Below are 23,346 nucleotides of genomic sequence, written 5' to 3'. Positions count from 1 at the left end.
GGGTTCGCCGAATCACTGTAGGTGCGCATGAGGGGTTTAAGATAGCAGAAAACCACCGCGGCTGTACATCGTTGGGCCCCGAAACCGATGGAACCCCTCGGCCTGCCGCTGACGGCGACGAGTGACGACGATTGGATAACGGCGTTTCGGGATGGGCAGTAACACTATCGCCAACAGGTGGATTTGAATACCCAGCCCCACTGGCCGTCGACATGACCACAGACGGCGCACTCCTCGAATCCCTTCCCGATAGTCGAGTAACGGCAGCCCTGTTGTCCGATCTCGAAGACGCCGACGCCATCCGCACCGCGATCCCGCTGCTCGCCGAGGCCCACGACGGCCAGGAGATCTCCGACCGGGTGGTCATCCAGACCGAGTCGGTCGCCGTCGTCGCCAGCTACACCGACGGCGAAGGGTGGACCGTCGACCACCGCATCAATGGCACCGACCGCGATCCGAGCGACGTGCTCGAAGAAGCGATGGTCGCCGGACAGGGCGACTCCTCGCTGGTCGAGGCGCCCGGGGAGTAGTCTGTCGGCCCTTACTCGCTTTTTGGCAGTCGGAGTTCGATCGTCGTCCCCGGCCGTTGTGGCTCGGTGACCGTAACCGTCCCGTCGACGCCGGTGACGATCCAGTAGACCAGCCACAGCCCCAGTCCCCGGCCGTGGACCAGCGGTGTCTCCTCGCCGGACTGCAGTACCGACCGCTCCAACTCGGGGAGGCCGGGGCCGTCGTCCTGGACCGAGAGTTCGTACTGGGCCTCGGTCTCGTCGATCCTGATCTCGATACTGGGCAGATCGCCAGCGTGTTTGGCAGCGTTATCGACCAGCTCCCAGACCGCCGTTTCGAGCCGTGGGGCGCTGTCGACGACGGCCGTCTCGGGACCGCTCACCGTGATCGAGGCGTCGGGATACGCCCCGCCGAGCTGGTCGGCAACCCGCTCGGCCAGCGCGCGGAGATCGATCGCCTGCCGCTCGATGGGGCCATCGAGGGTCTCTTCGAGCTTCTGGGCCGTCTCGCTGAGATCGAGCAGCCGGTCCGAAGTCGTCCGAACGCGTTTGGCCAGCGTCTGCTGTTGGCCCTCCAGTTCGTCTTCGAGCATCTCCGCGTAGCCGCTGATGACGCCGACATCGTTCCGGAGGTTGTGCCGCAGCACCCGGTTGATGACGCTGATCAGTCCGTCCCGTCGCTTGCGGTCGGTCGCATCCCGACTCATCGCCTGGATGGCGACAATATCGTCGGGCGTGCGCTCGCCGTCGGGCACCTCGCTGTCGTAGATCGGCGTCGCCCGAAGGTCGACGTAGATCAGCTCGCCGCTCTTGGTTTCGATCGGCAGGTAGTGTTCCTCGATCGTCTCCCCGGACAACACCCGCTCGAACAGCTCCCACGCACGCTCGCTTACCTCCGCGTTCGGGTGGACCAGCGAGATCGACTCGCCGTCGAGCTCTTCGGGGGTGTATCCGATCGCCTCGACCGACGACGAGGAGGCGTATGTGAACTTCCCGTCACGATCGAGCCGGAACACCATCTCGAAACTGGCGTCGATGACCGCCCGGTAGATCTCGCTTCGCTCGTCGAGTTGGGCCGCCCGCTCGGCGAGTTCGGCCTCGTACTCCTGTTGTTCGATCTCGTAGCCCGCCATCTGGGCGACCAGATGGCTGAAGGATTTCTCGGCCTCCGAAAACGCCTCCGCGCGGGGGTCGTAGGAGGCGAAACACACCGTGCCATGGGGTTCGTTGTCGACGAGGATCGGCGCGCCGTGGTAGCAGTGAACGCCGTACTCGGCGGCCCCCGGATGGTCTTCGAGCCCCTCGGCGGTGACATCCGCAAACGCGACGATGCCTTCGTCCCGAATCGTCCGCAGACAGAAGGTGTTGGTGAGGTCCTCCTGGAGCCCCGTCAGGCTGATTCCGTCCGGTAACTCGGTGCTGATGACGGCCTCCCAGTCGTTGGTCTCCGTATCGATCTCGGTGAGGTAGCCGAAGTCGACGCCGAACTGCTCGACGCCGATTTCGAGGGCGTCTTTCAGACGGGCCTCCAGCGGCCGGTCGGTCTGCATGGCCTCGTAGAGCCGAGAGTAGGCCGTCTGCCGGTTGAAACTCCCCCGACTGTCTGTCATACTGATTTGTACGGCGTCCGTCTTCTTATTGGTGCTGGTCGCCCCGACCGTTCGGCTGGCTTTTTATTCGCTCCGGCTCTCGTCCCCGTATGGTTTCGGAACTGTTCGACCCCGACCGCTGGGAGCCGGTCGCGGCCTTCGACTTCGACGATATCACCTACCACCGCGGGGCCGACGTCCCCGCCGTTCGCATCGCCTTCGACCGCCCCGAGGTCCGCAATGCCTTCCGCCCGGGAACGGTCGACGAACTGTACACCGCGCTCGATCACGCCCGCAAGCAGGCCTCGATTGGCTGTGTCCTGCTGACCGGCAACGGCCCATCGGAAAAGGACGGCGGCTGGGCCTTCTGCTCGGGCGGCGACCAGTCCGTACGGGGCGAGTCGGGCTACGAGTACCGCGCCGACGACGCCGCGGCCGCCGACGATGATCCCGCCGTTCGGGAGGCCAAAGCGGGTCGGCTCCACATCCTGGAGGTCCAACGGCTCATCCGAACCATGCCCAAACCCGTCGTGGCGGTCGTCCCGGGCTGGGCGGTCGGCGGCGGCCATTCCCTCCATGTGATCTGTGATCTGACGCTGGCCTCCGACGAGCACGCCAAGTTCCTCCAGACCGACCCGGATGTGGCCTCCTTCGATGGCGGCTTTGGCTCTGCCTATCTCGCCAAGCAGGTCGGCCAGAAGAAGGCCCGCGAGGTCTTCTTCCGCGGGAAGACCTACTCGGCGGAGGAAGCCGTCGACATGGGGATGGCCAACGAGGCGATCGCCCACGAAGAGCTCGAAGACGTGGCCTTGGAGTGGGCCGACGAGATGACCCAGAAGAGCCCGACCGCGATGCGAATGTTGAAGTTCGCCTTCAACGCGACCGACGACGGGCTGGTCGGCCAGCAGGTGTTTGCGGGCGAGGCGACGCGGCTGGCCTACATGACCGACGAGGCCGCCGAGGGTCGGGACGCCTTCCTGGAGGGCCGGGAGCCCGACTTCCGGCAGTTCCCATGGCACTACTGAACACAGGCCGACTCGCCGCCAGCGGTTTCTGAACGTCGTCTCCCGGAGTGGCCGGGAGCGGTCGAGCTGTTTGAAAACTGTTTTTTATCGGCCAGCAGTACGAGAGGGCGATGGAACCGCTTGAGATCGGGTTACGGATTCTCGGTGGGATCGTGCTTATCGGCGTCAATGCCTACTTTGTCGCGATCGAGTTCGCGCTGACCCGCCTCAGACAGTACCCCGAATCGGAGTTCGACACCCCCGGCCTCGAACTCGCCTGGGAGATGACCACCGACCTGGAGTTCTATCTGACGACCTGCCAGGTCTGGATCTCCGGGACGAGCATCGCCCTGGGGATCGTCGCCGAACCCGGACTGGCGGCGCTGTTCGAGCCGCTGTTCGTAAACACCACCCTCGCCTCGATCGGGGCTGGTTCCCTGCTTGGCTTCCTCATCATCAATCTGGTCCACCTCACACACGGCGAGCAGACGCCGACATATCTCGGTGTCGAACGCTCCAAACAGGTCGCTCAGTACGGGGCGCGACCGCTCTACTGGTTCGCCAAGATCCTCGCCCCGGCGATCTGGGTCGGCGACTCGGTGGCGAAATGGACCCTCGGCCTGTTCGGGATCGAGATGACACAGTCCTGGACCGAAACCGAACAGGAGGTCATCGAGAGCCGGGCCGACCTCCGCAACCGGCTCGGATCGGTCCTCGAAGAGGGGAACGTCGCGGGTGACCGCCAAGAGGAAGTGCTCAACGCCCTGACGATCGGCGAGCAGTCGGTTCGGGAAGTAATGTGCCCCCGCGAGGAGATCGTCGCCCTCTCGACCGAGGCCGACCCCGAATCGAACCTCGAAACACTGGAAGCCCATCCACACACGCGGTATCCGCTGGTTGGGAAGGATCTCACGGAGTTCCTGGGCGTCGTCTACAGCCCGGCGCTGTTCACCCACCGCGAGGAGCTGGCCGCTGGCGACGTCGACTTCACCGAACTGGCGGCCCCGACGATGACGCTCTCGCCGGATACCGACGTGAGCGACGCGATCGATCAGTTCCAGGCCGAACGCCAGGAGCTGGCGCTCGTCGTCGAGGACGGCGACGTCGTCGGACTGGTGACCGTCACCGACCTCGCGGAGGCGATCATCGGCGATATCGAAGATCCGCTCGACCACACCGACCCCGAGGAACTCGACTGACGCCGCTGTCAGGCGGTTCCGGTGAGCGTATCAATCGCCTTGGGTCGGCTGTCGACGGATTCATGACGAATACCGACAACAAATCGGTATGACGCGCTCGGCGAGGTTGTCGGTGCTCGCTGACTCCGTCTGGCTGCTAGCGGTTCTCGCTGGCGGTGCCGCAATGCCGTTTTCTATCGGGTTCTACAGGTATGCACCGTCTTTGACATCGGTACCTGTGTTTGCTGCGGGGATCTGTGTTGGCTACTACTACCGCCACCAATCGAAACGGGCGATTCGTGTCGGGACTCGTGCTGGAATCATCGGCGGGATTCTATCGCTGTGGGAGTATGCAGCTGCGTTCGAGCTGCTCACCAGTGAGATCGGTTCGAGTCAGTCGGTGGTGACGACAGCGATGGAAATCGTCCCACCACTGTTAGTGCTTCTGATCGCCGTTGGAGCCGCGACACTACAGGGGTTTCTGGGAACGCTGGTGGGTGTGAGAACCGTCCGAAAGCGCCCATCAGCCGAGTCTACCTAGCCGCTCTATTGTATCGCTCCATCGGCGCTCACTACGTACTCACGAGGTAACCGAATCGATTACCACCGCCGCTTCGGCCTTCCGGAGGAGTTCACCCGCCGTACTCGGCTCACAGTCGAGTTCGGCCGCCACCGCTTCGGTGTCGCCGGTCCGCGGCACCTCGTAGTAGCCGACCTCAACGGCCGCCGCCAGGGCCTCACGCTGGCGGTCGGTGAGCCGCCCGGTCGATCCGCCACGGCCGACCGACCCACGACGGAACGGCCGGACGCGCTCGATGCCCGTCTCGATGACCTCGCCGAGTGCGGCGTAGAACTCGCTGAGTGCTGGTCCCTCGCCGACCGCCTGGAACCGAACCCGCCCGCTGTCGAGAAACGTGACCGGCGGGAGGAAGATCAGTTCGGCCTCGCTGACGAGCTCCAGGACCGAGGCGGCGAGTTCGTACTCGCGTTGGGAGAGAAAGCCGTAGGTGCCACCATCGGCCGCCACCAGCGCCGACCGCTCGATGGAGCCGACGGCCTCCAGGAGCTCCCGAACCGCCGCCTTCGGCCCGTCGTACCAACACAGCGTCGTCACCGCCTCGGTCGGCCCCCACAGCAGTAGCTCCACCCGCGACAGCTGCTCGCTTTCGATCAGCGCCCGGTGCATCGGATGAGCAAGCTCCAGGGGATAGCGCGCGGTGAACGTCACCTGCTTCATAGCTGCGTTCGCCCGCCCATAGTATATAAAGCACCGCATGAGTACGGAGTAATAATATTCTATCCGGCGTGTGAGTGGACAGGTAATGGCAGAGACAGCGACGACCGGCTCGGTCGAGGCGGACATCGAGTGGCCAGTCGATTCGGTGGATGTGTCGGTCGCGGGGCGAACCGTTGCCTACGCCGCCTACGGCGATCCGGCGGGTCGACCCGCCATCCTCCTGCATGGGACGCCCGGCAGCCGCCGAGTGGGTGGGCTGTTCGCCCCGGCGGCCGCCGAGCAGGGGGTCCGGCTGCTCGCCGTCGACCGACCGGGGTACGGCGACTCCGAAGCGTGGCCCGAACGGTCGCTCGTCGACATCGGCGCGGTTGTCGCGGCGGTCCTGGACGACGCTGGCGTCGACAGGGCAGGCGTGATCGGCTTTTCGGGCGGCGGCCCCCACGCGCTGGCGATCGCGGCGACCCACCCCGATCGCGTGCGGAGCGTCGACGTGATCTCTGGGGCGACGCCGCCGTCGGTCGGCGAGACGCCACCCCCACAACGACTGCTGGCAACGATGGCCGCCGCGACCCCGCGGCTGTTCGGCGGACTGTTTGGCCTCCAAGCGTGGATCGCCGACCACGTTACACCCGCCGTATTCCTCTCGCAGTACACCGATCGAGGGGTCGACAGCTTCGACGCGCGGGTCGTCGATCAGCTGGCCGACGAGTTCGTCGCGGCCGTCGGCGGGCGGCGACCGGGCGTCGCCACCGAATTCCGACTGCTCGCCGAAGAGTGGGGGTTCGAGCCGAGGTCGCTCGACCATTCGGTACGGCTCTGGCACGGCCAGCAGGACAGCAACGTCCCGCTCGCGGGCGTGCGGCAGCTCAGCCAGCAGTTGCCGAACAGCGAGCTAACGACCCTCAACGGCGATCATCTGTCGACGCTGCTCGACTGCCGAGAGCGCGTGCTCGCATGTCATCCGTAGCTCCCGAAGTTCCGTAGCCCTCGAAGTTTCTGACTGGGAAACTATCGGCCAGCGTTATAAGACTCGTAGCGAAATAAATCGAACTGATGACACGACCGACGCCGCGACTGACGATTGGAGTTCTTCTCGTCGCCCTCCTGACGGTGACGGCGGGCTGTGCGGCCGCCATCGGCGATGACCCCGACCCTGAGCGAATCGCCGACGAACTAGAGGAGAGAAACGAACAGATCGAGGATATCCAGGGCGAGCGCGTCCAGACCGTCGAGACGCCGAACTCGACACAGCGCACTGTGGTGGAGATCGCCGAGCGGCCGCCGGAGCAGTCCAGACAGGAAGTCCTCGAAACCAACAGCGACTGGCAGTCGGCTGGTGACGTGACGGTCAACGACGGCGAGACGATGTCCATGTACGACGCCAGCGAGAACACCGTCACCGAGTACAACGTGAGCTATGAGCCCGAGTCGGCGGCCTTCGCCAGCGAGGAGCTGATCGCCAACGCGCTCAACGAGAGCAACGTCTCGTATGAGGGCTCCGACACGGTTGCCGACCGTGAGGTCCACGTCATCGAGCTAACCGACACCGATACCGACCGGACGACGACTGTCTGGGTCGACACGGAGTTCTGGTACCCGCTGAAATACGAGACGACGACCGAGCGGGGCGACCAGCAGCTGTCGACGACGATGGTCTTCGAGGAGGTGGCGTTCAACGAGGGCCTCGACGACGAGACCTTCGAATTCGAGCCGCCAGCCGACGCGACCGTCGAGCAGTACGAGCCGCCGGAAACACAGACGGTCGATTCGCTGGCCGCGGTTGATGACGAGACACCGTACGACGTGTCGGCTCCCAAGCTTCCCGACCGTTTCGAGTTCCACGAGGGCCGGATCACCGACGCCGGTGACAGCCGCTCGGCGTATCTGAGCTATACCGCCGACGACGAGCGGGTGAGCTTCTCGGTGACGAACAACACGGCCTACGAGGCGAGCGGCGAGACCGTCGAGATCGGCGACCGCGAGGGCACGCTCTCGGAGTACGACGAGATGCGCTCGCTGACGTGGGACTGCGATGGGGTACGCTACACCCTCAGCGGCGAACTCGACCGCGAGACGCTCATCGACAGTGCAGCCTCGGTGAGCTGCTGAGACGCGGGGACTGCCTTTTATATACACCTCGCGGGACGACTCGACCGTTCGTTCGATGACTCGACTGTTCGCCCACCTGGCCGGACGGTTCAATTCGAATATGATCCGTCGACAGTATTTTGCCCGTTGGCGGTCTGTAGCCGCCTATGAGTTCGGACACCGGGCAGACACCGCAGGTACCCGAGACGAAGACTGAATCAACCGCGGCCGTCGACCTCGATTGGCTGACCCTCGACGACGGCGAGGAGGTCCTCTGGGCGAGCACGCCACACAAAAGCAGCCTCGTCTCGGCGCTTGTGGTCGGGATTCCGCTCTCGTTCGTCCTCGTCGGTATCCCGATCCTCGCGGCTGCCTACCTCTCGTTCAAAAACACCAACTACGTCGTGACGACGCGCGGACTCTACCGCAAGCGCGGCATCTTCTCGCGGGACGTCAAACAGATCGGCTTCGACAAGGTCCAAAACATCTCCTATAGCCAGACGGCGATCGGTGCCCGACTGGGGTACGGCAGCGTCGAGATCAGCACCGCCGGGAGTTCCGGCGTCGAACTCCAGTTCCGAAACATCCCCACCCCCGCGGAGATCCAGGAGCTCATTTCCAGAGAGATCGAGCGCCGCGAGGACGGGGGCCGTGACAACGAGGGCGACGTCGACGACACCCTCGAAGCGATCCTGACCGAACTCCAAGGGATTCGACAGGCCCTCGATGGCGAGGCGACCAGCGGTCGACCGGAAGCCGCGACTGACAGTGGAACAGGAGCCTCGACTGACGGCGAGACGAGCGAGGCCGATCCCTTCGAACCTGCGGTCACTGAGCCGACTGACGACCAATGAGCGACGACTGGCGCTGGCTTCGCGAGTCGGAAACGGAGGTCTGGGAGGGTCGCCCGCGGCTGACGACGATCGCCGGGAGCGTCGTCGTCGGGCTGGCGATCCTCGTTGGTGCGGGCTGGCTCGCGGCGACGATCGATCCACGGCTGGCCGCGGTCGGCCTGCTGGGTCCCGTGCTGCCTGCCTGGGCCTATCTCTACATCCAACGGACGACGTATCTGGTGACGACGCGGGCGATCTGGGTCAAAACCGGCGTGCTCGGGCTGTCGGTCCGTCGGATCACCCTCTCGAAAGTCCAGAACACCGCGTACGAGCAGTCGATCCGGGGGTCGATCTTCGGCTACGGCACCGTCACCGTCGAGGTCGCCGGTGGGGACGACATCGACTTCCGGCGGATCTCCGATCCCGGCTCGGTTCAGGAGGCGATCAACGACCAGATCGACCGCGGCGACGCCCCCGAACTCCCTGGCAGCCCCGAGCAGTGGCAGGCCGTGCTGTCGGCCGTTCGTGAGGTCCGCGAGCGGTTCGACAACCGACCCCCAGCCCGCGAGTAGCCGACCGGCCACCCGGCGAACGGCTTAGATACCAGCCACTCGTAGCTCTTGGCATGACTGAGACATCCGACTCGTCGGCCGCCAGCGCGACGCCAGCCCGCCCGACCCACCTCGCCGACGAGCCCGCGGTCGATCGCTTCATCGCCGACCACGAGACCGCGCTCGTCGAGTTCTACACCGACGGCTGTGGGATCTGTGCGAGTATGGAGCCGGTACTTGGCAACGTCGCCCGACAGCTCGATGTGGCGGTCGGCCTCGTCAATCCGCGCGACGACCCGCCGCTCGTCGATCGCTTCGAGGTCCGCAGCGTCCCGCTTTTCGTCCTGTTCGTCGGCGGCGAGCCCGTCGCCCGGCGCGCCGAGGGGTTCATCCCCGGCGACGACCTCACGGCATGGGTCGAAGCACACCGATACTGATCAGTCGCTCCGGTGGTCGGTCTCGGCGGCGTCCTTCCACTCGCCGAGCCCCGAGGGATCGAGATGGATGTGGGCGTCGCCAACCTCCTCAAGCGCCCTGAGCCGGTCGACCAGCTCGCTTTCGACGTCGTGGGCCTCCCGGACGGTCATCTCGCCGTCGACCTCGACGTGGGCCTCGACCTCCAGGACCGTCCCGTCGTAAAACACCGTCAGGTCGTGTGCGCCTTCGACATCCGGGTGGGACTTGATTTCGGCGGTGATCTCCTCGCGTTTGGCTCCAGTGGGTGCCGCCCCGACCAGATAATCAAGGTTCTCCCGGCCGATCTCGATGCCCTGATAGACGACCAGCAGGCTCACCAGCCAGCCCGCGATCGGGTCCAAAATCGGGTAGCTGCCGAGGACGCCCAGCACGCCGATGATCGCGGCGACGGTCGTGTACAGATCGTTGAGACAGTCCGCGGCGAGTGCCGACAGCGCCGTCGATTCGACCCCCTCGTTTTGCCGAACGGTGTACCAGTAGACCAGGTACATATCGACCATCGCAAACGCCAGCGCGCCGAGCAGGAGGGGGCTGAACCGTACGCCAGTACCGCCCTCGATGATCCCCTGTGTGGACTCATACAGCAGGTTCAGGCCCAGAAGGACGATCACTGCCCCCACGAACAGCGCCGTCAGCGGTTCGATCCGCGCGTGGCCGTGTGGATGGGTGTCGTCGGGCCGGTCGAAGGAACTGCTGCCCCAGACGAGGACGACGACGCTGGCGACCAGATCGGCCACCGAGTGGGCCGCGTCGGCAACGAGGGCGACTGAGCCAAAGGCGAGTCCGGCGGCACCCTCGGCGACGATTTTGATCGCGTTGCCGAGGACGTTCGCCCACGACGCACGCGAAAAGCGGCGTTTGGCGTCGTCGACGTTCATAGCCTCTCTTGCGGAAAACGGCACTTGAGCGTTCGGGTTTCCCGGCTCAAAGCGGGTTCTTTGTGAGTTCTACACGCGTTTTCGACTCCGTCTAATTAGTCCGTCGACTCGACCGATCCCACGTTCGCCTCGCGATCGACAACCGAGTCCTCGTCGACGGTTCGGTAGCCGACGGTGCGCTGGGGGAACGGGATGGCGATCGACTCGGTGTCGAAGCGCTCTTTGACGACCTCGATCACTTCGGCGGTCGCCCGCCAGCGTTTCTGTGGGGTCGGCGGCGAGATCCAAAACCGGATGTCGAGGTCGACCGCCGAGCCGCCGAAGCCCACCGGGAACACCTGGGGGTTCGGATTACCGTCGACGAAGCTCGCCTCCTCGACGGCCTCGCGGGCGAGTTCGGCCGCACGGGTGGGATCGGCCTCGTAGTCGACGCCGACCTCGACGTGGATCCGGAGTTTGCCGTCGCGGCTCCGGTTGACGACCGCCTGCTGGTTGACGTTATCGTTGGGGATGACGACGTGTTCGCCATCGAAGTTCCGCAGGTGGGTGTTCATGATCGTGATCTGGGTGACGATCCCCTGATTGTCGCCGACTTCGACCCAGTCGCCGATCTCGAAGGGCCGGGAGAACATGAGGACGAACCCCGCGATCAGCGACCCCAGCGTCTGGCGGGCGGCCATCCCGACGACGATCCCGAGGAACCCTGCACCGACGAGGACGCCGCCGATCTGGATGTTCCAGACAGTGAGCACGCCGACCAAAAGCGCCACCAACAGTGCGACCTGCCCGACCCGTGTGAGGATCTGTTCCTGATGGGCTGAGATGTGGCTGGTGTCGGTGGTGAAATCGCTGATCACGTCCTGGAGGAGGGTGTTGACTAACCCGGCGGCGATGACCAGCCCGCCGGTGATCAGAAGCTTGGTGATGACCGGAATCGCCGTCTCCAGGAGCCCGACGAGTCCCCACGCCACGTCGACGAGTCCCCAGACGATGAGCAGTGCGACCACCGAGCCGACGAACAGCAGGAACTGGACCAGCCTGACCAGAACCGTGATGATCAGCGACACCGGCACCACGTCCTCGATCAGTTCGACGACTTCGGCGACCCGATCGCCGAACTTCTGTCGGGTCCAGTCGGCCGTCAGCCGCTGGGCTCGCGTGACGAGCCTCGGAATAACTAACCCGGCTGCCCCGAAGGCGATCACCACGACCGCAACACTGACCCCAAGCCGTACCTCCGGCGAGACGAACTCCCCCAACACCGACTCCAACCGCGTGACGATCCCGGAAACCTGCATATCTGTGACAGTCACTATAGCCTAAAAGAAATACTGATACAGTACGCACGCCGGTCGGCTGTGCCGCCGTCCGGCGCGAGCAGTAGGATCAGTCTACCCGGGCGGAGCCGCTTTCTACTCCTCGTTGAGATCGAGTTCGAACTGTTCGTTTTCGGTCACCGCGTTGAGCACGACGCTCGTGTTCGACTCCCGGATGTCGACGTCGGTCAGCAGCTCCTTGATCTGGCTGTTCATCCCATCGGTGTCGGTGAACTTCCCGATCGCGATGATGTCGTAGTCGCCCGTTACTTCGTAGACGCTGACCATCTGTTTCTGCTGGCGCAGCCGGTCTGTGATCTCGGGCAACGAGCTCCCCTCGACTTTGAGCTGGATGACGGCGGTGACGTCGTAGCCCAGCGCGTCGTAGTCGACGATCGGCGTATAGCCGTTGACGACGCCTTCGGCTTCGAGATCTCGAAGGTGATTCGAAACGGTCGTCACCGACACGTCGAGTTCCTCGCCGAGGCTTCGCAGGCTGGCCCGACCGTTTCCGAGTAGTGCATTGATCAACTTGGCGTCCAAGTTTTCGTACGTCATTACAGTTGTCCACTCACCGGGGGCATTAGAATTTTACGAATATCCAATTTCTCAGTTTGCGCGGCGTAATTGCACTAAGCGACAAGATCTTTATACTGGCAGCGAATGATCCAAGCGTCCATAACATGACGGAAGAAAACGTTGCCACTGATGGTGGATTGACCGAAAAGGAACAGGCAGTTATTGACGAAATCGAAGAAAAAGGAATCGACTTCCTTCGACTACAGTTCACGGATATCCTCGGTGTCGTAAAGAACGTTTCAGTTCCCGCCCGGCAGGCCGAGAAAGCCTTCACCGACGGGATCTACTTCGACGGCTCGTCGATCGAGGGCTTCGTGCGCATCCAGGAGTCCGATATGCGGCTGAAACCCGACCCCGATACCTTCGCCGTGCTCCCGTGGAGACAGGACGAGGAAAGTGCTTCCGCGCGGCTTATCTGTGACATCATCAATACCTCGACCAACGAGCCGTTCGAGGGCGACCCACGCTATGTGCTCCAGCAGGCCATCGACCGGGCCGAGGAACACGGGTATGACGTCAACGTCGCCCCGGAACCGGAGTTCTTCCTGTTCAAACACGACGAAGACGGTTACGCGACCACCGAGTTCGCCGACCAGGGAGGCTACTTCGACCTCGCACCGAAGGACCTCGCCAGCGACGTCCGGCGTGACATCATCTTCGCGCTCGAAGACATGGGCTTCGAGATCGAGGCCAGCCACCACGAGGTCGCCGAGGGCCAATACGAGATCAACTTCGAGTACGACGACGCGCTGACCACCGCCGACAACGTGGCAACGTTCCGGACGGTCGTCCGTGCAGTCGCCGCACAGCACGACCTGCATGCGACGTTCATGCCCAAACCGGTGCCGAAAATCAACGGCTCGGGAATGCACACTCACATCTCGCTGTTCGAAGACGGTGAGAACGCCTTCCACGACAGCAGCGACGAGTTCGACCTCAGCGACACGGCTCATTCGTTCCTTGCTGGGATCCTCGACCACGCACCGGCGATCACCGCCGTGACCAACCCGACGGTCAACAGCTACAAACGCCTCGTCCCCGGCTACGAGGCCCCCGTCTACGTTGCATGGTCCGACCGCAATCGCTCGGCGCTCATCCGCAAGCCGGCTGCCCGTATCCCGGCGGCCAGCCGAATCGAGGCTCGTTTCCCCGACCCCTCGAGTAACCCGTACCTCGCCATCGCCGCGCTGCTCACCGCCGGCATGGACGGCATCGAGCGCGATCTCGAAGCGCCGGACCCGATCCGCGAGAACATCTACGAGTTCGACGAGGAAAAACGCGAAGAGTACGGCATCTCGACGCTGCCGACGAACCTCGGCGAGGCCGTTGAAGCGCTCGAAAACGACGAAGTCATCTACAACGGGCTCGGCGAGCACGCCGGTCCGAAGTTCGTCGAAGCCAAGAAGGCCGAGTTCAAGGACTACCTTGTCGACGTCTCCCAGTGGGAACTCGACGAGTACCTCGAAAAGTTCTAAGCCTCGACCGTCTCCGTTTTCCCGCTTTTTTTGCGTCGCTCCGCTGCCAGTGGCAACAGGAGAATGATCCCGACGGCGGCGGCACTCGCCGCCACCGCCCCGACCGCCGGGAGCACACCGGCGTACCCTGCGATCCACAGCCCGCCAGCGACGGCGAGTCCCACAACCGCAAGCGGCAGCGACACCGGCGGGGCCGCAACGAGCCGATCGCCGAAGGCCCGCCACGTGAGGACCCCGCCGATGGCGGTGCCGATCCCGATAGCCGCCTGGAGAACTTCCTCGGCGTGACCGCCCTGCAACGCGACCCCGAGACCAACCACCGAGGCGACGCCGCCGAGTGCGAAGAGCCGGTCGGGATGCAACCGGTCGTTACTGCGGCCCACCGCGAGTCCTACTGCGATCAACAGCGATCCCAACACCATTCCGGCGATGATATCCCGTGGATAGTGGACCTCCAGGACGACCCGCGAGAGGCTGATCAGGACGATCAGACTGGCGGCCAGTAGATACCGGAGCCGTTTCCGCCCGACCGACAACAGGAGGCCCAACCCCCCGTAGACGACCGTCGCGGCGGTTGCATGGCCGCTGGGGAACGTAAAGCCGTCAGACTCGATCTCGCCTGCGACGAAAGAGCCGATCACCGGGGGGAGGCCAGCCGGGTCGACCGGCGTCATCGCTGGCCGGGGGATCGCGGTCGCGCTTTTGAATGCCAGCACTGCGGCGAGGCCGAGCGTCGCGAAGCCGACACAGACGGCGGCGACTGTTCTGGCATCGTCGACGTAGCGTGGGCCGATCCAGTAGAGGACGGAGAGGCCGACGAGGACGAACCACGCATCACCCAGCAGCGTGATGAACGCGAAGGCGATCACCAGCAGTTCCGGGGCCGAGACCAGTACCGTCGGGGAGGAGAGTGGAAGCATCTAGCGGCGCTACAGCAGCCACTGATTAAGGAAGTGTGGTTTCGGTTGCGGTGTCAGTTCCGCCGGTCCCGAGCCATGTCGATGGCTTTGCCGGGGACGCCCAGCAGGTTCAGCCCGACGCCAACGACGACAAAGATGACGTAGAGACCGAGCGTCGACAGGAAGATGATGAGCATCGCCAGAATGGCGACCCAGTCGCTCTGGAGGTAGTAGAACGCCCCGAGTGTCAGTGCCACCCCGTACAGCAAGACGAGATACGGCCCCCAGCCCCGGGCGTGGCCGCGACGCATCCGCGACCGGACGTATCGTTTGAGTTCGGACTCGACGCTCGGTTTGTCGACCGTTCGTTCCCGAACGTCGCCCTCGAAGGCGTCGAACTCAGCTCGGAGCTGGTCGATCCGCTCGTCGATCTCGCTGATATCGGGGGCACCCTGTGGCTCGGTTCGGCTCGGCTCCTCGCCAACACTCGTCTCCTCGGCGTCGACATCGGTCGACGCCTCGCTTCCCTCACGCGCCATATGTCTCGATTCATGGCCGCCGCCCTGTTGTAACTGCCGGTCGGCTGCCGCCGCCGTCGGTCCGTTGCCGCCGTCGGCTTCGGGGGGAAACGGCGGACGGCTCACGGTTTTTTCCGCCCGCACGGCGTTCACGACGGCTCCGAGAATCACGATCACGGCAGCGAGATACAGCCACGTCACGAGCAGCAAGATCCCGCCGACGACGCCGTAGGCCTCGTACTGTCCGGCCCCGGCGGCGTAGATCTGAAACCCCGCCTGCAGCAGCGTCCAACCGACGCCCGCGAACACCGCTCCTGGAAGCGCCTCCCGGAACGGGATCGGCGGGTTCGGAAACCGGTGATAGATCGGCAGAAAGGCGACCGTCAGCACCGCGGGAAGCGCCAGAATGCTCACGAGCTGCCCGGCAGGCCCCAGCGGGAGCGCCGCCAGCACGGCTCCCGCCGCGATCATGACGCCGACGCCGGTGCCGATCCCGACGAGTGCGACCGTCGCATCCTTGAGTTGGCCGACGAAGCTCGCCGACTCGATCTGCCCGTAGACGGTGAGAAACGCCGTATCCAGCGCGCGAAACACTTTGAGGGTACTCCAGCCGAGGACGCCGACCCCCACGACGGTGGCCCCGCCACGACCCGGTGCATCCGCGAGTGCGCCGGTAATGGCGTCTTCGCCCGCTGGCGTCAGGAACTCCTGTGTCGCGCCGACGATCCGGTCGGCGAACGCCTCGCCGCCGATCGTCGATGCCAGCACCAACAACAACAGGAGGGCGGGCAACAGCGAGACGAACGCGTAGTAGGCGACGCTGGCGGCCAGAAACGTGATCTGTTGTTCGCGGGCCGTCTCGACGACGGCCTTCGCTGTAGCCAGTCGGGAACGCGTGGAGGTCATTATACGCGTTACTGCGAGCTACCCAAAAGTATCGAGGGTATTTCACTCACATAGAACGTCTGTAGGTGGTTGTTACCGGGTGCATCCATCAGCAACGAAACAGTGGGGGCGATCAGCTATCGGCGTCGGGTGCGGCCGCCTCGCGGATCTCTCCGACCGTTGCTGTCGTTTTAAACGCCGTCCCGCTGTAGTGGGCCTTCGAAGCCGAGTAGCCCGCCGCCTGCAGATCGTCGACGAACTCGTCCATCGCATTGGCGGGGACGCCCCACTGCTTACAGAGCCGGTGTTGGTCGTAGTGAGTCGGGGTATCGATCTCTTCGGCGACCGTCGACAACAGCCGCTCGGCGCGGGCGGCGGCGTCGAGTTCGGGTGTTAGGTGGTCGATAACCGATTCGGTGAACTCGCTGTCGGCGACCGGGCCGAGCCACACCGGCCCCGCCGTTAGGGTCCGACTACTGCCGCAGACCGGACACTCCTCTGGGACCGACTCGGGGAAGTGACCGAACTCGTGTCGACGGGCGAGACAGTCCTCGCAGTGGTGGATGAAGCCGAGGTTCTCCAGGAGGCTGTCGGCCGACGTTGCCCGGTGATCGAGTTCGAGGTAGGTTCGGGCGTAGTGCCGCGAGACGTGCGAACAGATCGGCGTGGCGGCCACGTCGTAGCGGGCGGCCGTCCGAACGAGTGCCGATAGCAGCGTTCGCAACCCCATCTCGGGGTGGTAGTCGGTATTTTGGGGGACGGTACTGTACTTTCGGATACCGCTGTTGCGGTGGGCTCCACAGAGCGGGGCGGTGTCGGTCGCGGTGACACAGACCATATTGCGGGTGGTCGCAAACGCGGCGTCGGCAAAGGGGATCGGCGTCCCGAAGGGGTCGAGGTCGACCACGTCGAACATCGACTCGTGGAGCAGGGCATTGACGTTCCGGTTTTCTACTTCCCCATTGAGATCGTTGCGGGCGAGGTTCTCCCCTGCGAGCTCGGCGGCCTCGCTGTCGAGATCACAGCAGGTGACCGAGTAGCCCTCGTTGGCGGCTCGCACGCCCCGAATTCCCGAGGCCGCCATCGCATCCAGATAGGTGTCGACCCGCGGCTCGCGCTCCTGGTAGGCCCGCAGGGCCGCGACCGTGATATCCCGGTTGAGCTCCATCGTCGGGTTGAAAAAGACGCCGTCGCCGCTGCCCTCGCGGGTGCCATCGCGTGGCTGGTCGACCTCGATTTCGAGGCCGCCTTCGGAAAGTTGCATACCGAGGGTGGGACCAGCGAGCCGAAAAAGGATGCGAAGCCACAGCCGCATCGAACCTGTTTTACTGACCCTGTGAGTAGGGCCGCTGTGGCCGAGATCGACGACTGGCGCAACGCGCTTGCCGAGACCGGCGAGCTACAGCCCGAGATCGTCACCGCCATCCTCTCGGCACACGGCGACCGCGGCCAGCGGGCCATCGAGGCCGTCTCTGAGCGCCGGGTCAAACGGTACCGTGATTTCACCGTGGTCGTCGGCTACGAGGAGGAGTACGTCGTCGAGGACGGCGGCTGTGACTGCAAGGACAGCCAGTACAACCTCGACCCAGCGGACCCGGGCCAGCAGTGTTGGCACGCGCTGGCGGTCGACATCGCCGACCGTCTCGGGGCGGTCGACGAACACGATATGTGGTACTCCGACGTTCGCGAGTTCATGTGAGGAGGGGGAGACAGCGGTGACCGAGCTGGCGGACGCGGGCGGATCGTCGGCACCGACTACTCGAGTAGTGAGTCGAACTCGTCGAGGAGTTTCGTCTCGGAGATCGGTTTGGTCACGTAGCCGTCGGCGCCGGCTTTGGCCGCGGCGCGCATTTTTTCTTCCTGTTCGACGCTCGTACACATGACGACGGTCGTCTCCGGGGAGCGGTTCTTGATCTCTTCGAGCGCCTCGATGCCGGTCATCTCCGGCATCACGATATCCAGGGTGATCACGTCGGGGTCGTGTTCTTCGAACTTCGAGACGGCCTCCTTGCCGTTTTCGGCGGTGTCAATGATATCGAACCGATCGTCGAGAATATCAGAGACGACGGTCCGTTGAAAAGACGAGTCGTCGACGACAAGCGTCCGAAATGCCATACGGGCAATCGGATGGATATCTATATAGAGCTTATCCATACTGTGTCTGGTAGCGACTCGTTAGGCGCGACCACTGGTTGCCAGTGCGATATACAGCAGTGGGGCGAACACGGCACCCAGCGCGGTCGTCACCCACGGATCGAGCGGCCCGTCGCCGAGGACGCCGACAGCAAGGATCCCGGCCGCCACCACTAGCCCCCCGACCGGGACCAGCCGCCGACGGCGCGGGCTCACGCCGGTCGACCGCGCAGCAAACAACATCGTGGCGACGAACACCGCCACCGCACTGGTCGACGCCGGGACGGCTGCCCCGCTGACGAGTCCTGCCGCCAGCAGCCCCGCCGCCAGCAGTGTGCCACCGGCTTCGACCAGCCGGGAACCCAGCCACGCTGGCGGCGTGCCGTACCCTGCCGCGTAGGCGGCGACAGGGAGGAACACAACCAGTGCGACGAGGATACCGACCAGCAGCGACTCGAGGCTCGGCGCGAACAGCCGGAGAACGTCGGCGATGACGCCGACTGCCGCAAGGCCAGCGACTGCAATGACCGCCCGCGGTGGGAGTACCGTCGTTGGTTCGTCGTCGGTGTGGATCGCGTAGGCGGCAAACGGGTAGCCCAACAGCACACAGATCAGGGCCGCCGAGTAGAACTCGCCGACCGAAACCAAGACGAAGCCGCCGAAGACGATGCCGAGCAGTCCCCCCGTGATGAGCGCCAACTCGGGGGCATAGCGGTTCATACTCACGTTTGGCGAGATATCACAAAGAGCGTCCCGATTCGGCTCACCCAGCGGAAGCGTTTAGACGACCCCCTGATTACGGGGAGATATGCCGAACTGTCCACTGGCGGATGACTGCCCCAGCTTCTCCGAGCGGATTCAAGGGATGGGCTGTCAGCATTACGGCGATCGTGGTGGGGCCGAATGGTGCCAACACTACAACATGCCGATCAGCGACCTGAAACAGCAGCCGATCAAACCCGGCGAGGAAGTCGTCGTCGACGTGACCGATATGCACGAAAGCGGTGCCGGTGTCGGCCGGACCGACGATGGCTTCATCGTCTTCGTCGACGGCCTGCTGCCGGAGGCCCGCGCCAAGGTGCGGATCGATCGCGTGCTGTCGAACCACGCCAAAGCCAACGAGATCGTCGAACGGCTTCCGATGGACGAGGAAGACGACGAGGACGAAGAAACCGACGACACCGCCGACGGCGATGGCGAGGTCGACGACGAGGATTCCTCCCCGAGCCGGCGCGACGGCGATCGGGAACACCTCGGCAGCCGCGAGAACTTCTGGGGCGGCTAACGCCGTAAGGGGCGGCAGTCGAACCCGGTGGACAGTCGGAACTGTAGCTTTTTCCCCGCCGCCCACAAACCGCCGCCTATGACAGACGGGACCGACACCGAGACCGATCGGGCAGCCGCCGATGCGGCTGACCCCGACCGAATCGACGTCGACGCGGTGCTCGAACGCGCTGGCTTCGATGCGGAGACGAACGTGCTGACACGTCGGCAGGCAGAGGTCCTCGCGCTCCGCGAGCGGGGAATGCGACAGCGGGATATCGCCGACCGGCTCGGCACCTCACGGGCCAACGTCTCGAACGTCGAGGCCAGCGCCCGGGAGAACGTCACCAGAGCCACCGAAACGATCGCCTTCGCCGAGGCCGTCGGCTCGCCCGTCAGGGTGAATGTTCCGGCCGGAACCGATCTCTTCGACGTGCCAACGATGGTGTACGACGCCTGTGACGACGCCGACGTCAAAGTCAACCACACTGCTCCGGAGCTGATGACACACATAAGTGAGGCGGCCGACAGTGCGGTCGAAGGTCGTGCCGTTCACGAACAGTTGTTGGTCGGTGTTACCGACGACGGCGAGGTTCGCGTCCGCCGCTCCGGCGAGTAGTCACTGCCTACCTCGGGGGTCGTCCCACGTTTCGATTACTCCGTCCTGGATATCTTCTACACAGCCGACACAGTCAGTGTGATCCGGATCGAAACAGGCCGGTTTCCCCTCCGAGTCGAGTTCAACCGCGCGCTTTTCGGCGTAGCGCCGACAGACGAGTTTGGCCCGTCCCGCCTCGTCGACCGGGAGCGACCCCTCACCCGGCGAGCCATCGGCCTCACCTTTCCCCTCGGTGTAGGCGCGACGTGTGCGTTCGTACCCCTTCCCGAGCTTCCGGAGGCGGTCGCGCACGAACTGCTCGAAACCCTCGTCCATACCGTCGCTGTCGGTCGCCGACCGTATAGGTTCGTTGGGAGGTCCGCCCCTGCCGAGATCCATTCCCGGCGTGCCGACAGCCCAGTCCCCCGCGGAGTCGTGCGGTTTTACTTCCACTCTCCGCCCGATAGCTTTTATAATATGAGGCACGAACCTTCGTATGTCTCCCATTGAAAACAGAGCGGAGGCAGTGAACCCATGACAGAGTTGCAGACCCACGCAGCCGAGATTGCAGCACAGTTTTCGGACCATATCGACGTCGAGACCGATGAGATCGAACAGCGCCTCGATCAGGTGGTCTCGGAGTACAAGATCCCCATTGATGAGGCGCGGCGAACCGTCACCAACAGCCTGCTCGACGAGGCAGATATCGACCGCGACGAGCTGGGCCGCGGCGGCGCGGAGACGGTTCTCGTCGACGAGATCGATCAGGACGAACAGTGGGTCGACGTGACCGTGAAGGTCGTCGACCTCTGGGAGCCGCGTAGCGACTCGATCTCGCAGGTCGGGCTCGTCGGCGACGAGTCAGGGAGAATTAAATTCGTCGCCTTCGAGACCTCCGAACTCGACGAGCTGGAGGAAGGCGCGAGCTACAAACTGGGCAACGTCGTCACCGACGAGTACCAGGGCGACTACTCGATCAAGCTCAACCGGACGACGACGATCACCGAACTCGACGAGGACGTCGAGGTCGGCGACAGCACGACCACTGTCGACGGCGCGCTGGTCGACGTCCAGTCCGGCAGTGGCCTCATCAAGCGGTGTCCCGAGGAGGGCTGTACGCGCGTCCTCCAGAACGGCCGGTGTTCGGAACACGGCGAGGTCGACGGCGAGTTCGACCTCCGGATCAAGGCCGTCCTCGACGACGGCCACGAGGTCCAGGACGTGATCTTCAACCGGGAGGCCACCGAGGAACTCACCGGGATCGGACTCGAAGACGCCAAACAGCAGGCTCAAGACGCCCTCGACACCTCGGTCGTCGCCGACGGCATCCGGACCGATATCCTGGGTCGCTACTACCGCGTGACCGGACCGACGCTGGGGCGGTACGTGTTGGCCAACGAGTTCGAGCAGTTGGACAGTCCGACAGATACCGATGCCGTGCTGACGAAAGCGAGGTCCCTCCAATGAGCCAAGATGATTCAGTGCCGACGCGTGAAGTCTCCCAGCGGGCCTTCGCCGCGGAGTTCAACGACGCCAGCTACACCTTCAAGGAGTCCGACGACGACCGCGCGCCGGTGTACGCCCTGCTGCCGACCGGCGAAAAAGCCAACCGCGTGTTCTTCGTCGGCACGCTGACCGAGACCGACGACGTCGGCGAGGACAACGAGTACTGGCAGGGTCGAATCGTCGACCCAACGGGGACGTTCTTCGTCTACGCGGGCCAGTACCAGCCCGAGGCCGCCAGCGCGCTGCGGGAGCTCGAACCGCCCGCATACGTCTCGGTCGTCGGCAAACCCCGAACCTACGAGACCGACGACGGCTCGATCACGGTCTCCGTACGACCGGAATCGATCACGACCGTCGACGCCGCCACCCGTGACCGGTGGGTCGCCGAGACCGCCGAGCGAACGCTCGACCGGATCGAGGCCTTCGACGACGAAGCCAACGAGTACGCCCGTATGGCCCGCGAGCAGTACGGCGACGACCCCTCGGCGTATGCCGAGACGGTCGCTTCGGCACTTGAAAGCCTCGACGGTGAGGATTCGGTTCCCACCGACGACACTGCAGACGCACCTGCCGACGGCAATCCGCAGGCCTAACGGTCGGTCTCGCCCCGTCGACCAATTATATACGTTTTATTCAGCACGCACGTCCGGCTGTCTGACAAATAATTAAATACCCAGCGTGTGCAGGTGCTCGTAGAGAGGTCTGTAGGGATGGGAAACAAAAACAAGACGATCTCGTTCCGAGTCAACGAGGACGCTTTCGAGACGCTCCGTGATATCGCGGAGGATCGGGACATCTCGCTGTCGGCAGTGTTTCGGGACTACGTCGATATGCTGGTCGACCACGACGGCCGCGTCGAAGTCGTCCCCGAAACGGAACTCGGCGAGCGGCAGGACGCCGAGGAGTTCCCACCGAGTGTCGAGGTGCCCAAGAGCTTCATTCGGGAGCACGAACGGCTCGAACTCGAAGCCGAACATCTCCGCGAACAGTTGGAAGAACACAAACAGTACGTGAATCATCTCCGCGAGCAGGTCGACGAGGAAGACGAAGAAGACGTGGTCTACCTCGAAGACCTCGACGGCGACCGCGACGAACCGTCCTTCCAGATCGGGTAATCGAATTTTATCCGGGATTAGCCGTTGGTTAACTCCCGCTTTGCGTCGTAGAACTCCTGGCTTCGGTCGACACCGGCTTCGGTTTTGGCGAGTGCCTCGGCGGCTTCGAGGGTGCGGACCGACTGATCCAGGAAGGAGAGAATGTCGCCGGAGTAGGCATACAGCATGTAGTCGTCGCCCATCACGTCGACGATCGCGTCGGGGCCGAACCCCTGAGCGCGGAGCTCCAGGAGATACTGGATGAACTTGCGTTCGGCACAGCCACAGTAGGGGTGGGACTTGCAGTCGCAGTCCAGGAAGTCCTCGGCGAAATCCAGGACTCGATCCTGGGTGGTCGAATCGAGGGTGGCGAGGCTATCGCCGGTAAACAGCATATCGAGGGTTGCTCCCGCGAAGGCACTCTTGGGAAAGCTCGTCTCCAGTTGGGAGGCGAGCTGTCGGTGGTTTTTGACATAGATCTTGTCCGTGATGGCCACAGCTACCCGGTCCTAACGGTGGGGGCCTCAAAAACGTCGCGTTCGGTGGTGTGGTCGGCCTGGTGGCCGCCGACCGGCGTGGTGTGAGAGCCCACCCCGCGGGGAACCCCGAGTCGTAACGTATTTCTTTGCGAGTAGTGTAGCGATGAGTGCGTGTCCGGGGTAGGGTAGTGGACTATCCTTCAGCCTTGTGGAGGCTGAGACGCGGGTTCGATTCTCGCCCCTGGACCTTTCTGCGA

28 protein-coding genes and 1 tRNA gene are annotated in these 23,346 nt (G+C 64.1%); 17 read left to right on the top strand and 12 right to left on the bottom strand.

Going from position 1 to position 23,346, the window contains the following annotated elements; translation table 11 throughout:
* The first annotated feature begins 212 nt into the window (after nt 1–212).
* Nucleotides 213–530: a DUF7964 domain-containing protein gene (locus tag NO877_RS08745; RefSeq protein ID WP_256395951.1), complete on the top strand. Its 318-nt coding sequence runs from the start codon at nt 213–215 to the stop codon at nt 528–530.
* Between the two features lie 11 nt (nt 531–541).
* Here the strand turns inward: NO877_RS08745 and NO877_RS08740 are convergent, their stop codons facing one another.
* Nucleotides 542–2,119, bottom strand: coding sequence for an ATP-binding protein (locus NO877_RS08740; protein WP_256395950.1), 1,578 nt, complete (start codon nt 2,117–2,119; stop codon nt 542–544).
* 89 nt (nt 2,120–2,208) lie between these two features.
* On the opposite strand from NO877_RS08740, the gene NO877_RS08735 reads away from it, so the two are divergent.
* The 3 genes from NO877_RS08735 (at nt 2,209) to NO877_RS08725 (ending at nt 4,821) form a co-directional block, all read left to right on the top strand.
* On the top strand, nt 2,209–3,123 hold the full coding sequence (locus NO877_RS08735; RefSeq protein WP_256395949.1) for a 1,4-dihydroxy-2-naphthoyl-CoA synthase: 915 nt from the start codon (nt 2,209–2,211) through the stop codon (nt 3,121–3,123).
* A 110-nt stretch (nt 3,124–3,233) separates the two neighbouring features.
* On the top strand, nt 3,234–4,301 hold the full coding sequence (locus NO877_RS08730) for a hemolysin family protein (RefSeq protein ID WP_256395948.1): 1,068 nt from the start codon (nt 3,234–3,236) through the stop codon (nt 4,299–4,301).
* A gap of 88 nt (nt 4,302–4,389) precedes the next feature.
* Nucleotides 4,390–4,821: a DUF5518 domain-containing protein gene (locus tag NO877_RS08725; protein ID WP_256395947.1), complete on the top strand. Its 432-nt coding sequence runs from the start codon at nt 4,390–4,392 to the stop codon at nt 4,819–4,821.
* Between the two features lie 39 nt (nt 4,822–4,860).
* Here NO877_RS08725 and NO877_RS08720 read toward each other — a convergent pair whose 3' ends face one another.
* On the bottom strand, nt 4,861–5,517 hold the full coding sequence (locus NO877_RS08720; protein WP_256395946.1) for a helix-turn-helix domain-containing protein: 657 nt from the start codon (nt 5,515–5,517) through the stop codon (nt 4,861–4,863).
* A gap of 85 nt (nt 5,518–5,602) precedes the next feature.
* Between NO877_RS08720 and NO877_RS08715 the strand changes: the two genes are divergently transcribed.
* From NO877_RS08715 to NO877_RS08695, 5 genes are all read left to right on the top strand, one after another.
* A complete protein-coding gene (locus tag NO877_RS08715) occupies nt 5,603–6,484 on the top strand; it encodes an alpha/beta hydrolase (RefSeq protein WP_256395945.1) in 882 nt (293 codons plus the stop codon).
* An 86-nt stretch (nt 6,485–6,570) separates the two neighbouring features.
* Nucleotides 6,571–7,626, top strand: coding sequence for a DUF2092 domain-containing protein (locus tag NO877_RS08710; RefSeq protein ID WP_256395944.1), 1,056 nt, complete (start codon nt 6,571–6,573; stop codon nt 7,624–7,626).
* 146 nt (nt 7,627–7,772) lie between these two features.
* Complete coding sequence (locus tag NO877_RS08705; RefSeq protein WP_256395943.1) at nt 7,773–8,459, top strand: PH domain-containing protein; 687 nt, start codon at nt 7,773–7,775, stop codon at nt 8,457–8,459.
* Nucleotides 8,456–9,010: a PH domain-containing protein gene (locus NO877_RS08700; protein ID WP_256395942.1), complete on the top strand. Its 555-nt coding sequence runs from the start codon at nt 8,456–8,458 to the stop codon at nt 9,008–9,010. Before NO877_RS08705 ends, NO877_RS08700 begins: the two co-directional genes overlap by 4 nt.
* A 53-nt stretch (nt 9,011–9,063) precedes the next feature.
* Complete coding sequence (locus NO877_RS08695; protein ID WP_256395941.1) at nt 9,064–9,426, top strand: thioredoxin family protein; 363 nt, start codon at nt 9,064–9,066, stop codon at nt 9,424–9,426.
* Here NO877_RS08695 and NO877_RS08690 read toward each other — a convergent pair whose 3' ends face one another.
* From NO877_RS08690 to lrp, 3 genes are all read right to left on the bottom strand, one after another.
* The gene (locus NO877_RS08690) at nt 9,427–10,344 is read right to left on the bottom strand and encodes a cation diffusion facilitator family transporter (RefSeq protein ID WP_256395940.1); all 918 of its coding nucleotides are present in this window, start codon (nt 10,342–10,344) and stop codon (nt 9,427–9,429) included.
* Nucleotides 10,345–10,439: 95 nt separating this feature from the next.
* Complete coding sequence (locus NO877_RS08685) at nt 10,440–11,642, bottom strand: mechanosensitive ion channel family protein (protein WP_256395939.1); 1,203 nt, start codon at nt 11,640–11,642, stop codon at nt 10,440–10,442.
* 114 nt (nt 11,643–11,756) lie between these two features.
* Entirely contained in the window at nt 11,757–12,218 is a 462-nt protein-coding gene (lrp, locus tag NO877_RS08680; RefSeq protein ID WP_256395938.1) for an HTH-type transcriptional regulator Lrp, read from the bottom strand.
* Nucleotides 12,219–12,343: 125 nt separating this feature from the next.
* Here lrp and glnA point away from each other — a divergent pair, with 125 nt between their 5' ends.
* Nucleotides 12,344–13,714: a type I glutamate--ammonia ligase gene (gene glnA, locus NO877_RS08675; protein ID WP_256395937.1), complete on the top strand. Its 1,371-nt coding sequence runs from the start codon at nt 12,344–12,346 to the stop codon at nt 13,712–13,714.
* Here the strand turns inward: glnA and NO877_RS08670 are convergent.
* From NO877_RS08670 to NO877_RS08660, 3 genes are all read right to left on the bottom strand, one after another.
* Nucleotides 13,711–14,634 carry a phosphatase PAP2 family protein gene (locus NO877_RS08670; RefSeq protein WP_256395936.1) on the bottom strand — a complete coding sequence of 308 codons (924 nt, stop codon included), beginning with the start codon at nt 14,632–14,634 and terminating at the stop codon, nt 13,711–13,713. The genes glnA and NO877_RS08670 overlap by 4 nt on opposite strands.
* Before the next feature lie 53 nt (nt 14,635–14,687).
* Nucleotides 14,688–16,040 carry a YihY/virulence factor BrkB family protein gene (locus NO877_RS08665; protein ID WP_256396247.1) on the bottom strand — a complete coding sequence of 451 codons (1,353 nt, stop codon included), beginning with the start codon at nt 16,038–16,040 and terminating at the stop codon, nt 14,688–14,690.
* Between the two features lie 109 nt (nt 16,041–16,149).
* Complete coding sequence (locus tag NO877_RS08660; protein ID WP_256395935.1) at nt 16,150–17,280, bottom strand: tRNA (guanine(26)-N(2))-dimethyltransferase; 1,131 nt, start codon at nt 17,278–17,280, stop codon at nt 16,150–16,152.
* An 87-nt stretch (nt 17,281–17,367) separates the two neighbouring features.
* Here NO877_RS08660 and NO877_RS08655 point away from each other — a divergent pair, with 87 nt between their 5' ends.
* Nucleotides 17,368–17,715: a metal-binding protein gene (locus tag NO877_RS08655; protein WP_256395934.1), complete on the top strand. Its 348-nt coding sequence runs from the start codon at nt 17,368–17,370 to the stop codon at nt 17,713–17,715.
* A 56-nt stretch (nt 17,716–17,771) separates the two neighbouring features.
* Here NO877_RS08655 and NO877_RS08650 read toward each other — a convergent pair whose 3' ends face one another.
* Both NO877_RS08650 and NO877_RS08645 read right to left on the bottom strand, forming a co-directional pair.
* Nucleotides 17,772–18,131 carry a response regulator gene (locus NO877_RS08650; RefSeq protein WP_256395933.1) on the bottom strand — a complete coding sequence of 120 codons (360 nt, stop codon included), beginning with the start codon at nt 18,129–18,131 and terminating at the stop codon, nt 17,772–17,774.
* 60 nt (nt 18,132–18,191) lie between these two features.
* Nucleotides 18,192–18,869: a hypothetical protein gene (locus tag NO877_RS08645; protein WP_256395932.1), complete on the bottom strand. Its 678-nt coding sequence runs from the start codon at nt 18,867–18,869 to the stop codon at nt 18,192–18,194.
* An 88-nt stretch (nt 18,870–18,957) separates the two neighbouring features.
* Here NO877_RS08645 and NO877_RS08640 point away from each other — a divergent pair, with 88 nt between their 5' ends.
* Nucleotides 18,958–19,434, top strand: coding sequence for a TRAM domain-containing protein (locus tag NO877_RS08640; RefSeq protein WP_256395931.1), 477 nt, complete (start codon nt 18,958–18,960; stop codon nt 19,432–19,434).
* A 78-nt stretch (nt 19,435–19,512) separates the two neighbouring features.
* Nucleotides 19,513–20,031, top strand: coding sequence for a Tfx family DNA-binding protein (locus NO877_RS08635; protein WP_256395930.1), 519 nt, complete (start codon nt 19,513–19,515; stop codon nt 20,029–20,031).
* On the opposite strand, the gene NO877_RS08630 is transcribed toward NO877_RS08635, so the two are convergent.
* The gene (locus NO877_RS08630; protein WP_256395929.1) at nt 20,032–20,346 is read right to left on the bottom strand and encodes a DUF7091 family protein; all 315 of its coding nucleotides are present in this window, start codon (nt 20,344–20,346) and stop codon (nt 20,032–20,034) included.
* Nucleotides 20,347–20,544: 198 nt separating this feature from the next.
* Here NO877_RS08630 and NO877_RS08625 point away from each other — a divergent pair, with 198 nt between their 5' ends.
* The 3 genes from NO877_RS08625 to NO877_RS08615 all read left to right on the top strand — a co-directional run bounded on the left by NO877_RS08625 (nt 20,545) and on the right by NO877_RS08615 (nt 22,631).
* Nucleotides 20,545–21,477, top strand: coding sequence for a replication factor A (locus NO877_RS08625; protein WP_256395928.1), 933 nt, complete (start codon nt 20,545–20,547; stop codon nt 21,475–21,477).
* Nucleotides 21,474–22,109: an RPA family protein gene (locus tag NO877_RS08620; RefSeq protein ID WP_256395927.1), complete on the top strand. Its 636-nt coding sequence runs from the start codon at nt 21,474–21,476 to the stop codon at nt 22,107–22,109. Before NO877_RS08625 ends, NO877_RS08620 begins: the two co-directional genes overlap by 4 nt.
* A gap of 117 nt (nt 22,110–22,226) precedes the next feature.
* Nucleotides 22,227–22,631 (top strand): DUF8146 domain-containing protein, encoded by a 405-nt coding sequence (locus NO877_RS08615; protein WP_256395926.1) that lies wholly within the window; start codon nt 22,227–22,229, stop codon nt 22,629–22,631.
* A gap of 17 nt (nt 22,632–22,648) precedes the next feature.
* Here NO877_RS08615 and NO877_RS08610 read toward each other — a convergent pair whose 3' ends face one another.
* Entirely contained in the window at nt 22,649–23,107 is a 459-nt protein-coding gene (locus tag NO877_RS08610; protein WP_256395925.1) for a DUF5814 domain-containing protein, read from the bottom strand.
* 156 nt (nt 23,108–23,263) lie between these two features.
* Between NO877_RS08610 and NO877_RS08605 the strand changes: the two genes are divergently transcribed.
* Nucleotides 23,264–23,336, top strand: a tRNA-His gene (locus NO877_RS08605).
* Nucleotides 23,337–23,346: the final 10 nt, after the last annotated feature.

The organism is Halohasta litorea (assembly GCF_024494645.1).
Taxonomy (GTDB): Archaea; Halobacteriota; Halobacteria; order Halobacteriales; family Haloferacaceae; genus Halohasta; species Halohasta litorea.
This window is presented reverse-complemented; position numbering and strand designations above follow the sequence as displayed.